Here is a 13,591-nt window from a genome sequence, read left to right on the forward strand (position 1 = left end):
CTCTTCCGTTTCCGGCTTGTGCCCTGTTCCTAACAACGTGGTTTCGGCTGGCAGCGCGGGCAGAGGTAGGACGACCGGTTCATGAACGGCTCCCGGCGGATCGGGGTGCCGCAGCGGCGGCAGGGTTTGTCGGCCTGGCCGTACACGTTCAGTGAGCGGTCGAAGTATCCGGACTGCCCGTTGATGTTCACATACAGTGCGTCGAACGACGTCCCGCCCGCCCGCAGCGCCTCGGCCATGACCTCGCCGGCGGCCTCGAGCACCGCCGTGCCCTGGGCGCGGGTCAGCCGCTCGGTGGGCCTGGCCCCGTGCAGGCGCGCGCGCCAGAGCGCCTCGTCGGCGTAGATGTTGCCGATGCCGGACACCAGCGTCTGGTCGAGCAGGGCACGCTTGACCTCCGTACGCCTCGACCGCAGCGCACGCACGGCCGCCGAGGGGTCGAAGGCCGGGTCCATCGGGTCCCTGGAGATGTGCGCGATCGTCGACGGAAGCGATTCGCCTTCGGAGTCGACCAGCTCGGCCAGCGCGAGCCCGCCGAAGGTGCGCTGGTCGACGAAGCGTAGTTCCGGGCCACCATCGGCGAAGCGGAAGCGCACACGAAGGTGTTTCTCGTCGGGAGCGCCCTCGGGCTGGACGAGCATCTGCCCGCTCATCCCCAGGTGCGCCAAAACCGCCTGAGCCTCCCCCAGCTCCAGCCAGAGGTACTTGCCCCGGCGGCGCGCGGCCTCGATCCGGACGCCTTCGAGCCGCCCCGTGAAATCCTCGGCGCCCAGTTCGTGCCGCCGGATCGCCCTCGGGTGCAGCACCTCGGCCTTGGCTATGACGCGGCCCGCCACGTGCGCCTGCAACCCGGCGCGCACCACCTCGACCTCGGGAAGCTCAGGCACGACAGGACCCTACCCCAGGGGACACTCCTGACAGGAAAAGACGCCGCCAGGCTGTGCGCACAGCATCTCCACCCTGATCTCCACCCTGGTAACGAAGCAACTCGTCCGCGCCCTTCCCGACGAGTGGGGCATCCACCACACGCTCGGATTACAGATCGCCGGGGGAAAGGCGTTGCTCCATCCCGAATATTGTGGTCGTCCCCGAAGAACTGGTGGACAACCCGGAAGAAGAAACAGTCGTGCTGTCCACAGACGCCCTGATGAGGTGGAGATCATTTCGAAGGACGGTCCCGTCCCGGACCGAAGCACCAAGAAGAGGCCTTACGCACGAGGTGGCGTGGAGGCCTACCTGCTGATCGACCGCTGGGACGAACCCCGTCCACGTGTGACTACTCAGCACCCGCCGACGACGAGTACCAGCGCGGCGCCACGCTGCCGTTCAACGAGACCGTTCTACCTCCCCAAGCCGATCGAGAGGCACCTCGACACCAGCCGCTTCCGCTGAGCCCGGCAACGGCGAGTCGCCGGGCTACTCGGCGTCGTCTTCGGATTTCGGCTTGAACTCTTCGGTAAGGGCGCGCCAAGCGGCCTCGGCGGACTTCTGCTCGGCTTCCTTCTTCGTGGTGCCCTCCCCGCGGCCGAGATCGCGGCCGCCGATGAGCACGGTGGCGGTGAACTCCTTGCGGTGATCCGGGCCGGTGTCCTCGACCTTGTACTCGGGCACGCCGAGCCCGGCCTGCGCGGTGAGCTCCTGCAGGCTGGTCTTCCAGTCCAGCCCCGCACCCCGCAGCGGCGCCTCGGCCAGCAGCCCGTCGAACAGCCGGTGCACCAGACCACGGCCGGCTTCGATCCCGTGCTGCAGGTAGACCGCGCCGATGAGCGCCTCCAGCCCGTCCGCGAGGATGCTCGCCTTGCCCCGGCCGCCGGTGAGCTCCTCGCCCTTGCCCAGCAGCAGATGGGCGCCGAGCCCGCCCGGCCCGAGGGCGCGTGCCACACCGGCCAGCGCATGCATGTTCACCACGCTGGCCCGCAGCTTCGCCAGCTGACCTTCGGGCAGCTCGGGATGCGTCCGGTAGAGATGATCGGTGACGACCAGGCCGAGCACGGCGTCGCCCAGGAACTCGAGCCGCTCGTTCGGCGGCAGCCCACCGTTCTCGTACGCATAGGAGCGATGCGTCAGCGCGAGGGTCAGCAGCTCGGCGTCCACGGTGACGCCGAGCGCTTCCAGTAACGGTGCTGGGTCGGTAGCCGGTCCCGGCTTCGACTTACCCCCCATATCGGTCAGCGACCTCAGGCGGGCTCGACAACCTGGCGGCCGGCGTACTGGCCACAGGTCGGGCAGGCCACCTGCGGCGGCTTGAGCTGCCGGCAGGCGCGGTTGGAGCAGGGCGCCAGCTGCACCGGGGTCGCCTTCCACTGGGCACGGCGGGAGCGCGTGTTCGCTCGCGACATCTTCCGCTTCGGGACGGCCACGACTAGATCTCCTCATCAGGTGTTCGCTCGCTCGCGCGAGCCTGGTTTGCTTTGCGAGCCAATACTCGTCAAGCCTTCGCCCGAGGGCTGCGCCACTAAGTGGAATCGCCGAAACGTTCGACCAGTGCGGCCCACCGAGGGTCTATCGTCTCATGCCCGTGTCCGGGCTCGAGATCGGCCCACTTCCCACCACACTCCGGGCACAATCCAGGGCAGTCCTCACCGCACAGCGGCACCTGCGGCAGGGCCAGCACGACGGCGTCCCGCACGATCGGTTCGAGGTCGATCCGGTCGTCCACGAGGTGGCTGACCTCGTCTTCTTCGGTCGTGGCCTCGGTGGTGGAGTCCGGGTAGGCGAACAGCTCGGTCAGCTCGACCTCGACCTTTCCGCCGATCGGGTCGAGGCAGCGCGAGCAGGCACCGGCGGTGGGCGCCGAGGCCGTGCCGGTCACCAGCACGCCCTCCACGACCGACTCCAGCAGCAGGTCGAGCACCACTTCGGCACCCTCGGGCACGACGATGACGTCGGGCACGCCGAGCGCCTTCGTGACCGGGACGGCCCGGTGCACCTCGCGGCTCAGGCCCGCGCGGCGGCCGAGTTCACGTGTGTCGACGACCCAGGGACTCTTCTGATCAGACATGACCCATCAAGGATACGCACGCCGGCCACGGGTGCGTGATGCCGTCAGGGCTGGAAGTCATAGACCTGGCCGCGGCCGGGGAAATTTCCCGGGGTGCGCAGGTGGTTGCGGCCAGAATCGACGGTGCGCAGGGTGGTGGCGAGCAGTTCGGAGAACTCGGCCAGCTTGCCGTCGACGTAGACGTCGCATTCGGTGCGCTGCCGGTCGGCCTCCACGTGCGCCTCGTCGACGATCCGCGCCGACTCCGCGTGCGCGGCCTGCACGACCTCCGTCTGGGAGACCAGGCGGGCCTGCTCGTGCCGCGCGTCCTCGATCGCCCGCTCGTAGGCCTCCCGGCCGGCCTGGATCACCCGGTCGGATTCGGCCCGGGAGCGGTCGGTGAGCTTGTGGTACTCGGCCTGTCCCGCGGCGATCGTGCGGTCGGCCTCGGCCCGCGCGTCGGCCATGATGCCCTCCGCGCGGGCCTGTGCCTCGGCGAGCAGGCGCTCGGCTTGGGCGTTCGCGTCGGCCAGCGTGCGCCCGGCCTCGGCGCGTGCCTGCTCGATCAGGTCGTCGCGCTTGTCGAGTACGTCCTGCGCGTCGTCGACCTCGCGGGGCAGCGCGTCCCGGATTTCGTCGAGGAGCTCCAGCAGGTCTCCGCGAGGGACGACGCAACTGGACGTCATCGGCACCCCGCGTGCCTCTTCGACGATGGTCACGAGCTCGTCAAGAGCCTCGAAAACCCGGTACACGGCAACTCCCTTGATAGCCCTTCCCCACTGGCTTGTTCCAGTCTGCCCGCTCGGCCGGGAAAGGCCACGGATGAGCCCCCGGCGTGTCTGTGACGCCGAACGTCGTCGTCACTCATCCGCTTCGGCTTCGGCGGGACCGCCATCACCGCTCACCCCCGGCCAGCAGCCCGTACTCGCGGTCCCGGTCGACCCACGCCGACTCGGTGCCCGGCGGCACGAGCTGACGCGCGGCGTCTCCGTCGAGGGTGGCGGTGGGCGACGGGCGGGCTCAGCTGTCCGGGCGGGCGAGCTTCGTGGAGAGGCGCTGGAACACCACGTCGGGCACCAGGTTCTTCACGTCGCCGCCGTAGCTCGCGATCTCCTTGACCAGTGAACTGGACACGAAACCGTAGGCCGGGTTGTTCGACATCAGCAGGGTCTCCACCCCGGACAGCTCACGGTTCATCTGCGCCATCTGCAGCTCGTAGTCGAAGTCGCTGACCGAGCGCAGGCCCTTGGCGATCACGATGATCCCGTGCTGGCGGCAGTAGTCGACGAGCAGCCCCTGCCAGGAGTCGACCCGCACGTTCGGCAGCCCCGCGGTGATCTCGCGCAGGATTTCGAGCCGCTCCTCGATCGGGAACAGGCCCTTCTTGTTCGGGTTGACCAGCACGGCCACCACGACTTCGTCGAAGAGCTTGGCGGCCCGTTCGATGATGTCCAGATGCCCGTTGGTCGCCGGGTCGTAGGAGCCGGGACACACCGCTCGCCGCATGGTGCCCGACGCTATCAAGCCCTCAGCCCTCCCGGCCCGCGGACGTGACGTACTCCGCCCAGTACATGACGGTGTCGCCGTGCCGCATGCTGCGAATCAGTTCGTAGCCACGCGGCCAGTCCGGCTCGCTGTCCCGGGTGGAGCGCTCGAGCACGACCAGGCCGTCGTCCACGATCCACCCGCCCTTGGCCAGCGAGGTGAGCATCGCGCTGATCCGCGCGCCGTCGAGCACGTAGGGCGGATCGGCGAACACGATGTCGAACGGCGCGGCGGGCGATTCGTGGGCCAGCACCATCTCCACGTTCCCGGCCCGCACCCAGCCACCGAGCCCGACCTCGGCGACGTTTTCGCGCAGGACCCGCACCGCCTTCCGGTCCGCCTCGACGAACAGCGCCTCGGACGCGCCACGGGACAACGCCTCCAGGCCGAGCGCACCGGAACCGGCGTACAGGTCCAGCACCCGCGCGTCCCGCAGCTCCCCGCCCGCTTCGAGTGCGTTGAACAGCGCTTCCCGCACCCGCTCCGAGGTCGGCCGGGTTCCCCGCGACGGCACCTTGAGCCGTCTGCCTCCCGCCCTTCCGGCGACGATCCTGGTCACCCACACCACCTTTCCGCAGGGTGTTTTCTCCCGTTTTCGCGCGACGGAGGGCGGCAGACCGGGACCGCCACGCCAATTCGCGACAGGTTCAGCGTAGAGTCGTTCTTCCTGTTGCCGGCGAGTGAGCTGTAGGAGCGCTGCGTGTCGGAACCTCGGGTCAGACGGGCCGAGATCGCCATCGAGCAAAGCCACGTCGATCGCGTGTACACCCGTCTCGCCGAGCTTCGGGCGCAAGCCGAGGCAATGCGTGCCAAGGGTTACGAACTGGGGCACGGCGCCCAGCGTGAGGCGGTTTTCGAGCAGGCATCCATGCTGTTCGAGCGCGACCTGATGGTGTTCCACGCCAATCAGACGCTGCAGACCCTGGACGCCGAATACGAAGGGCTCGTGTTCGGCCGGCTCGACCAGACCACCGGGGAGCTGATCTACATCGGCAGGCTGGGCATCCGCGACGCCGAGTTCGACAACCTGGTCACCGACTGGCGCGCGCCCGCCGCGGCCGCGTTCTACCAGGGCACCGCCGAGACGCCGATGGACGTGGTGCGCCGCCGGGTGATCCGCTGCTCGGGCCAGACGGTGCTCGACGTGGATGACGACGTGCTGATCCCCGACGCCGTGCCCGAGAACATGCGGATCGTCGGCGAAGGCGCGCTGATGGCGGCGCTTGGCCGGTCGCGCGGGGAGAAGATGCGCGACATCGTCGCCACCATCCAGCGCGAGCAGGACGAGGTGATCCGGGCGCCGTGGCGAGGTGTCACCGAAATCACCGGCGGCCCGGGCACCGGCAAGACCGCGGTCGCGCTGCACCGCGCGGCGTACCTGCTCTACCGGCACCGCCGCCAGCTCGGGGGCGCCGGGGTTCTGGTGATCGGCCCGTCCGGGGTGTTCACGAACTACATCTCCCGCGTGCTGCCGTCGATGGGCGAGACCAATGTCGAACTGCGCGCGCTCGGCGAAGTGCTCGACCGTGTGGTCGCCACCCGCCAGGATCCGGCGCCGCTGGCGGCGATCAAGGGCTCGCTGCGGATGCGCAAGGTGCTGCTGCGGGCGTTGCGCGAGGCCCCGCCGGACGTGCCGGACGAAATGCGCATCGTCTACCGCGGCGAAGTCCTGAAGCTGCAGGGCAAAGAGCTCGAGAAGGTCCGCCGCAAGGTCCATACCCAGGGCGGGCCGCCCAACCGCTCGCGGGTGCGGGCCGCCGAGACGCTGCTGGAGGCGTTGGCGGACAAGGCGGAGGAGAACGCGCGCGCCGACGGCAGGTCGGTCGACCGGCAGGAGCTGATCACCGAACTCGGCGAGCGGATCGACTTCCACCGGTTCCTGGTCGTGTGGTGGCCGGTGCTCTACCCGGGCGAGATCCTGCGGTGGCTCGGCGAGGCGCCCCGCCTTTCGCGCGCCGCCAAGGGCGTGCTCAACTCCGGCGAGGTCGAGCTGCTCGCGGCGTCGTTCGGTGAGGAGTCCCACGAACGGACGGTCGCGGACATCGCCCTGCTCGACGAGCTGCGCGTCCTGCTCGGCCCGCCGCCGAAACGCCGCCGCCGGCTACAGGCCGTCGAGCTCGACGCGGCGCCGCCCGCCAGAGGCACCGAGCAGCACGGGCCGCATCGGCCGGAACACTACGACGAGTACTCACACATCGTGGTGGACGAGTCGCAGGACCTGTCGCCCATGCAGTGGCGGATGGTCGGCCGTCGCGGCAAATACGCGAGCTGGACGGTGGTCGGCGATCCGGTGCAGAGTTCCTGGCCCGACCCCGGGGAGGCCGCGCAGGCGCGTGACCAGGCGTTCGGGCTGCGCACCCCACGGCGGCGGTACACCCTGCGCACCAACTACCGGAACTCCGCGGAGATCTTCGACCTGGCCGCGCGGGTGGTCGCCGGGCACGCCGAGGAGGGCGACCTGCCGAAGGCGGTGCGGACCACCGGCATCCAACCGGACGTGCGGATGGTCGACCCGGCCGGACTGGAGGACGGCGTCCTGACCGCGACCAAGGAGCTGATGGACGCGGTCGAGGGCACGGTCGGCGTGATCTGCGCGATGGACCGGGTGCCCGAGGTCGCCGACTGGCTGCGGAACTTCGGCGACGAGCGGCTCAAGGTGGTCGGCAGCCTGGATTCCAAGGGCCTGGAGTACGACGCCGTGGTGCTCGTCGAGCCGACCGAATTGATCACGGAGTCCACCACCGGCCGCCGGGTCCTCTACGTCGCGCTCACCCGCGCCACCCAGCAGCTCACCGTGCTGGCGACCAACCGCGACTGGCTGTGACGCCGTCCATGCCCCACACCGGTGAAGCCGAAACGCCGACGCTGGAACGGGCGCGCCATCGCGGCCCGCTCGGCGGTCAGGGCCGATGATGTCCTGAACACGATCGCGGAGATGCGTGAGGCGTGTTCACCCGGGAAGGAACCGGACGCGAGCCGCGTTGGGATTGACCGTGAGTTCTCTCAGCGATGTCCGGCTCTCCGTGCTCGACCTGGCGCCGATCCCCGACGGGAGTGACGCGGGTACGGCCCTGCGCAACACGATCGACCTGGCCCGGCACACCGAACGGCTCGGGTACCACCGCTACTGGGTCGCCGAGCACCACAACATGCCGGGCATCGCGAGTTCGGCCACCGTGGTGCTGATCTCGCACGTGGCCGACGCGACCGAGCGGATCCGGGTCGGCTCCGGTGGGATCATGCTGCCCAACCACGCGCCGCTGATCGTGGCCGAGCAGTTCGGCATGCTGGAGGCCCTGCACCCCGGTCGTATCGACCTCGGCATCGGCCGCGCGCCCGGCACAGACCAGCGCACGGCGCTCGCGGTCCGTGGCTCACGCGCGGCGCTGAGCGCGGAGGACTTCCCGCAGCAACTTGCCGAGCTGATGGCCTACTTCGAGCCGGACGAGGGCCGCGCGGTCAACGCGGTTCCCGCGGCCGGGAACAAGCCGCCGTTCTGGCTGCTCGGGTCGAGCGGGTTCAGCGCACAGCTGGCCGGGATGCTCGGGCTGCCGTTCGCCTTCGCCCACCATTTCAGCGCGCGGAACACGCTGCCCGCGGTCCGGCTCTACCGCGAGTCCTTCCGCCCTTCGGCGACACTGCCCGAACCGTACCTGGCGCTGGGCGCGGCCGTGTTCTGCGCCGAGACGGACGAACGCGCGGAATGGCTCGCCGCGCCCAGCGGCCTGACCTTCCTGAGCCTGAGCCGGGGCCGCCCGATCCCGCTACCGTCCCCCGAGGCGGCGGCCGCCTACCCGTACACCGAGGTGGAACGGCAGATCATCGCCGGCCGGATGGACAGCAACATCATCGGCGCGCCCGAGACGGTCCGGAAAGGCTTGGAAGAACTGGTTTCCGACACCGGCGCCGACGAGCTGATCATCACGACCATGACGCACGGCCACGAAGACCGGCTGCGCTCCTACGAACTCGTCGCGGATTTGACGCACTGACTCACAATTGGTGCCCGCGCGCGGGCGCCGGCCGAAAACAAAGCGCTCGGAGCACCGCTGAATAACATTGTTTCGTCTCGGATGGCAAGTCTTTGACCTAGCCTTTTTGAAGTGATAAACACCCAAAATCGGCATTGTTCAGCGCACTCCTAACCCCGGTTCTCCGCACATGGACACGTTTCGGCTGTTCAGCGGGCCGCACCAAGATGATCTCCCGGGTATCACCGCAGGTCAGCGGCTCATGTGCGGAATACCCGGCCAGCGGCCTGACAGCAGCGCGGCGCGGGTGGCGGGCATACCGCTCGCGCCGTGTTCGCCGGGCTTGATCGCGAGTACCTGGTTGACCCCGATCCGGCCGCCTTCGAAGGCCAGCGCGGAGGCCGCCATGTAGAGCCGCCACACCCGGGCCCGGCCGGGGCTGCTCAGACGCACGGCCTCGGCCCAGCGCTCGTCCAGGTTCGCCACCCAAGCGCGCAGAGTGCGCCCGTAGTGCTCGCGAAGCGATTCGACGTCCCGCACCTCGAAACCCGACTCCTCGAGCGCGCCGATCACCACGCTCAACGGCTCCAGTTCGCCGTCCGGGAACACGTACCGGGAGATGAACGACGTCCGGTCCGGCCGCGGCGGCACCAGCGGATTTTGCGCGATCGCGTGGTTGAGCAACCGGCCCTCCGGGCGGAGCAGGTCGAACAGCGTCCGGCCGTAGGTCGGGAGCATCGCCTCACCGACGTGCTCGGCCATGCCGATGCTGGCGATCGCGTCGAACGGCCCGTCGGGCACGTGCCGGTAGTCCTGGACCCGGATCTCGACCCGGTCCGCCAGCCCTTCCTCGGCGGCCCGCTTGCGCGCGAACCGGGCCTGTTCCTGGGAAAGCGTGATGCCCACGGCGCGCACGCCGTATTCCCGCGCGGCGTGCAGGACGAAGGTGCCCCAGCCACAGCCGACGTCGAGCACCCGCATGCCCTCGGTGAGCCCGAGCTTGCGGGCCACCAGATCCACCTTGGCGATTTGCGCCCGTTCGAGCGTTCCGGCCGTATCGTCCCAATAGGCGCACGAATACGTCATCGACGGGCCGAGAACGAGCGCGTAGAAATCATTCCCGACGTCGTAGTGATGGCTGATCGCCCGGGCGTCACGGCGCGTCGAGTGGATCCGGCCCGTCAGCCTGATCTCCTCGGCCGGTGGTTTCGGCGGCAGGCCGACCGCGCCGACCCGCGCGACGGCGCGGACCACGTCGCGCCTGGCCGCCCAGCCGAGTTCGGCGCGCAGCGAGCCGTCGCTGATCAGCCGGTAAAGCCCGGTGAGCGTGTCCACGAAGTCGCCTTCGACGTCGAGCTCCCCGGAGACGTACGCGCGGGCGAGGCCGAGTTCGTTCGGCGCCCAGACCAGCCTGCGCAGGGCACGGCGATGCCGGAAGGTGAGCCGGATGGGCGCGTCCGGCAGCCCGGCCACGCTGCCGTCCCAGCACCGGAATCGAATCGGCAGTTCGTCGCCCAGCACGGTGGACACCAGATCCGCCAAGGTACCCGCGACCCCATGCGCACTGATCACACAATGGATTCAAGCACGTTCATTGTCTTTCCGCCCGTGGAAAACGGGTGGCGAAAACCACCATCGGGGCCTACTCCAGCACGATGAGCAGATCCCCGCCCTCGACCTGTTGCACGGCGTTGATGGCCAGCCGGCCGACCTTGCCGGCACTGGGCGCGGTGATCGCGGCTTCCATCTTCATCGCCTCGATGGTCGCGACCGTGGCACCGGCGGCCACCTCGTCACCCTCGGCCACCGACAGCGTGACCACCCCGGCGAACGGCGCGGCGACCTGCTTGGGGTTGTTCTTGTCGGCCTTCTCCGCCGTGGGCAGGTCGGAGGCGACCGAGCGGTCCCGCACCTGGATCGGCCGCAGCTGGCCGTTGAGTGTGGACATGACCGTGCGCATACCGCGCTCGTCGGCCTCGCCGATCGCCTCCAACTCGATGATCAGCCGCACCCCGGGCTCCAGGTCCACCGAGTACTCCTCCCCAGGCCGCAGCCCGTAGAAGAAGTCCTTGCTGGGCAGCACGCTGGTGTCGCCGTAGGCCTCCCGGTGCGTCTCGAACTCCTTCGTCGGCCCGGGGAACAACAGCCGGTTGAGGGTGGCACGGCGGTTCTCGGCGAGGGCCCGGCGGTCTTGCAGGGACAGATCCGAAACGGGCTTGGGCTCGGCGCGGCCCCGTAACGCCTTGGTGCGGAAGGGCTCGGGCCACCCGCCGGGCGGGTCGCCCAGCTCGCCGCGGAGGAACCCGATGACCGAGTCCGGGATGTCGTAGCGGTTCGGCTCGGTCTCGAACTTCTCCGGCGAAACGCCCGCGCCGACCAGGTGCAGGGCGAGATCACCGACCACTTTGGACGACGGGGTCACCTTGACCAGCCTGCCCAGCATCCGGTCCGCGGCGGCGTACATCGCCTCGATCTCCTCGAACCGGTCGCCGAGGCCCAGCGCCTTCGCCTGGGTGCGCAGGTTCGACAGCTGGCCGCCGGGGATCTCGTGGTCGTAGACGCGCCCGGTGGGCGAGGCGAGCCCGGCCTCGAACGGAGCGTAGATCTTCCGCACGATCTCCCAGTACGGCTCGAGGTCCCCGACAGCGCGCAGGCTCAGCCCGGTCGGCCGCTCGGAATGATCGGTCGCGGCCACGATGGCCGACAGCGACGGCTGCGACGTCGTCCCCGACATCGACGCCACCGCGCCGTCCACCGCGTCCGCGCCGGCGTTGATGGCCGACAGATAGGTCGCCAGCTGGCCGCCCGCCGTGTCGTGGGTGTGGATGTGCACCGGCAGGTCGAACTCCTTGCGCAACGCGGCAACCAGCTTCGCCGCGGCGGGCGCCCTGAGCAGCCCGGCCATGTCCTTGATGGCCAGCACATGCGCGCCCGCGCCGACGATCTGCTCGGCCAGCTTCAGGTAGTAGTCCAATGTGTACAGCTTCTCGCCCGGATCCGAGAGGTCCGAGGTGTAGCACAGCGCGACCTCGGCGACCGCCGTGCCGGTCTCACGAACGGCCTCGATCGCGGGCCGCATCTGCTCGACGTCGTTGAGCGCGTCGAAGATGCGGAAGATGTCGATGCCGGTGGCGGTGGCCTCCTCGACGAAGGCGTTGGTCACCTCGGTCGGGTAAGGCGTGTAACCGACCGTGTTGCGGCCGCGCAGTAGCATCTGGAGGCAGATGTTGGGGACCGCCGCCCGCAGTTTGGCCAGCCGGTCCCACGGGTCCTCGGCGAGAAAGCGCAGCGCGACGTCGTAGGTGGCACCGCCCCAGCATTCCAGCGACAGCAGGTTCGGCACGGTGCGCGCGACGACGGGTGCGACCGCGATCAGGTCCTTCGTCCGGACGCGGGTGGCCAGCAACGACTGGTGCGCGTCGCGGAAGGTCGTGTCGGTGACGCCCACGGTGGGCGATTCCCGCATCCACCGGGCGAACCCCTCCGGGCCGAGCGCGGTGAGCTTCTGCTTCGATCCGGCAGGCGGCTCCCCGACCGGCACCCGCGGCAGCTTCGCCGCCGGATCGATCAGGCGAGGACGTTCGCCGTTGGGCTTGTTCACCGTGACGTCGGCGAGATAGGTCAGCAAGCGGGTGCCGCGGTCGGCGGAATGACGCGCGGTGAGCAGGTGCGGCCGCTGCTCGATGAACGAGGTGGTCACGCGGCCCGCCCGGAAGTCCGGGTCGTCGAGCACGGCCTGCAGGAACGGGATGTTCGTGGACACCCCGCGGATCCGGAACTCGGCGACCGCCCGGCGTGCGCGGCGGACCGCGGTGCCGAAGTCCCGGCCCCGGCAGGTCAGCTTCACCAGCATCGAGTCGAAGTGCGCGCTGATCTCCGTGCCGGAGAAGGCGGTGCCGCCGTCGAGCCGGATGCCCGAGCCGCCCGGCGAGCGGTAGGCGCTGATCATCCCGGTGTCCGGGCGGAACCCGTTGGCCGGGTCCTCGGTGGTGATCCGGCACTGCAGCGCCGCGCCGCGCAGGTAGATCCCGTCCTGCGAGAGCCCCAGGTCGGCCAGCGTCTCCCCGGCCGCGATCCGCAGCTGCGAGGAGACCAGATCGACGTCGGTGACCTCCTCGGTCACCGTGTGCTCGACCTGGATCCGCGGGTTCATCTCGATGAAGACGTGGTTGCCGTCGCGGTCGAGCAGGAACTCCACCGTGCCCGCGTTGCGGTAACCGATCCTACGGGCGAACGCGACCGCGTCGGCGCAGATCCGCTCCCGCAGCTCCGGGTCGAGGTTGGGCGCGGGGGCGAGTTCCACCACCTTCTGGTGCCGCCGCTGCACCGAACAGTCCCGCTCGAACAGGTGGATGACGTTGCCCTCGCCGTCGGCCAGGATCTGCACCTCGATGTGGCGCGGCTCGACCACGGCCTTCTCCAGGAACACCGTGGCATCACCGAAGGCCGACTCCGCCTCGCGCGCGGCGGCCTCGATGGACTCCCGCAGCGTCGCCGGGTCGTCCACGCGGCGCATCCCGCGGCCGCCGCCACCGGCGACCGCCTTGACGAACACCGGGAACCCGATTTCGCCGGCCGCCGCCACGAGCGCGTCCACGTCGGTGGACGGCCGCGAGGACCCCAGCACCGGCACCCCCGCCTCGCGCGCCGCGGCGACCGCGCGCGCCTTGTTGCCGGTCAGCTCGAGGATCTCCGCGCTCGGGCCGACAAAGGCGATCCCGGCCTCCTCGCACGCCCTGGCCAGGTCCGGGTTCTCGGACAGAAAGCCGTAGCCCGGGTAGACCGCGTCCGCACCGGCCTGCCGGGCGGCGCGGACGATCTCGTCCACCGACAGGTAGGCCCGGACCGGATGCCCCTGCTCTCCGATCTCGTACGCCTCGTCGGCCTTGAGCCGGTGCAGGGAATTGCGATCCTCGTACGGGAACACGGCGACCGTCCCCGCGCCGAGCTCAAAGGCGGCGCGGAAGGCTCGGATGGCGATCTCGCCCCGGTTCGCGACGAGCACCTTGCGGAACATGGCCGGTCCTTCCTGGAGCGTTCGGGATCGGTAGGTGACTGACGTTACCGTGTCATTCCCGGTTACCGGGAGTTCATG

The 13,591-nt window shown here is 69.7% G+C and carries 11 protein-coding genes; 2 read left to right on the forward strand and 9 right to left on the reverse strand.

Annotated elements, in window-relative coordinates; translation table 11 throughout:
- Nucleotides 1-29: 29 nt before the first annotated feature.
- From mutM to rsmD, 7 genes are all read right to left on the reverse strand, one after another.
- Complete coding sequence (mutM, locus tag VJT49_RS02650) at nt 30-887, reverse strand: bifunctional DNA-formamidopyrimidine glycosylase/DNA-(apurinic or apyrimidinic site) lyase (RefSeq protein ID WP_324162743.1); 858 nt, start codon at nt 885-887, stop codon at nt 30-32.
- Between the two features lie 529 nt (nt 888-1,416).
- Complete coding sequence (gene rnc / locus VJT49_RS02655; protein WP_324162745.1) at nt 1,417-2,163, reverse strand: ribonuclease III; 747 nt, start codon at nt 2,161-2,163, stop codon at nt 1,417-1,419.
- 14 nt (nt 2,164-2,177) lie between these two features.
- A complete protein-coding gene (rpmF, locus tag VJT49_RS02660) occupies nt 2,178-2,360 on the reverse strand; it encodes a 50S ribosomal protein L32 (protein WP_324162747.1) in 183 nt (60 codons plus the stop codon).
- Nucleotides 2,361-2,455: 95 nt separating this feature from the next.
- Nucleotides 2,456-3,001: a YceD family protein gene (locus tag VJT49_RS02665; protein ID WP_324162749.1), complete on the reverse strand. Its 546-nt coding sequence runs from the start codon at nt 2,999-3,001 to the stop codon at nt 2,456-2,458.
- 44 nt (nt 3,002-3,045) lie between these two features.
- Nucleotides 3,046-3,732 (reverse strand): DivIVA domain-containing protein, encoded by a 687-nt coding sequence (locus VJT49_RS02670; RefSeq protein WP_324162751.1) that lies wholly within the window; start codon nt 3,730-3,732, stop codon nt 3,046-3,048.
- Between the two features lie 268 nt (nt 3,733-4,000).
- Nucleotides 4,001-4,486 carry a pantetheine-phosphate adenylyltransferase gene (gene coaD / locus VJT49_RS02675; RefSeq protein WP_324162755.1) on the reverse strand — a complete coding sequence of 162 codons (486 nt, stop codon included), beginning with the start codon at nt 4,484-4,486 and terminating at the stop codon, nt 4,001-4,003.
- Nucleotides 4,487-4,508: 22 nt separating this feature from the next.
- Entirely contained in the window at nt 4,509-5,084 is a 576-nt protein-coding gene (gene rsmD, locus VJT49_RS02680) for a 16S rRNA (guanine(966)-N(2))-methyltransferase RsmD (RefSeq protein WP_324162757.1), read from the reverse strand.
- 141 nt (nt 5,085-5,225) lie between these two features.
- On the opposite strand from rsmD, the gene VJT49_RS02685 reads away from it, so the two are divergent.
- Nucleotides 5,226-7,349 (forward strand): HelD family protein, encoded by a 2,124-nt coding sequence (locus VJT49_RS02685; protein WP_324162759.1) that lies wholly within the window; start codon nt 5,226-5,228, stop codon nt 7,347-7,349.
- A gap of 169 nt (nt 7,350-7,518) precedes the next feature.
- Nucleotides 7,519-8,517 carry an LLM class flavin-dependent oxidoreductase gene (locus VJT49_RS02690; RefSeq protein ID WP_324162762.1) on the forward strand — a complete coding sequence of 333 codons (999 nt, stop codon included), beginning with the start codon at nt 7,519-7,521 and terminating at the stop codon, nt 8,515-8,517.
- A 231-nt stretch (nt 8,518-8,748) separates the two neighbouring features.
- Here VJT49_RS02690 and VJT49_RS02695 read toward each other — a convergent pair whose 3' ends face one another.
- Nucleotides 8,749-10,068, reverse strand: a complete 1,320-nt coding sequence (locus VJT49_RS02695; RefSeq protein WP_324162764.1) for a cyclopropane-fatty-acyl-phospholipid synthase family protein — start codon at nt 10,066-10,068, stop codon at nt 8,749-8,751.
- Between the two features lie 70 nt (nt 10,069-10,138).
- Entirely contained in the window at nt 10,139-13,513 is a 3,375-nt protein-coding gene (locus VJT49_RS02700) for a pyruvate carboxylase (protein ID WP_324162766.1), read from the reverse strand.
- Between the last annotated feature and the right edge of the window lie 78 nt (nt 13,514-13,591).

This window comes from Amycolatopsis sp. (assembly GCF_035276945.1).
Lineage (GTDB): Bacteria > Actinomycetota > Actinomycetes > Mycobacteriales > Pseudonocardiaceae > Amycolatopsis_E.

What these genes read in the sequence shown, in the direction of transcription:
- coaD (WP_324162755.1), bottom strand. Translation starts at nt 4,486, where the DNA reads ATGCGGCGAGCGGTGTGTCCCGGCTCCTACGACCCGGCGACCAACGGG.
- VJT49_RS02700 (WP_324162766.1), bottom strand. Translation starts at nt 13,513, where the DNA reads ATGTTCCGCAAGGTGCTCGTCGCGAACCGGGGCGAGATCGCCATCCGA.
- VJT49_RS02665 (WP_324162749.1), bottom strand. Translation starts at nt 3,001, where the DNA reads ATGTCTGATCAGAAGAGTCCCTGGGTCGTCGACACACGTGAACTCGGC.
- rnc (WP_324162745.1), bottom strand. Translation starts at nt 2,163, where the DNA reads ATGGGGGGTAAGTCGAAGCCGGGACCGGCTACCGACCCAGCACCGTTA.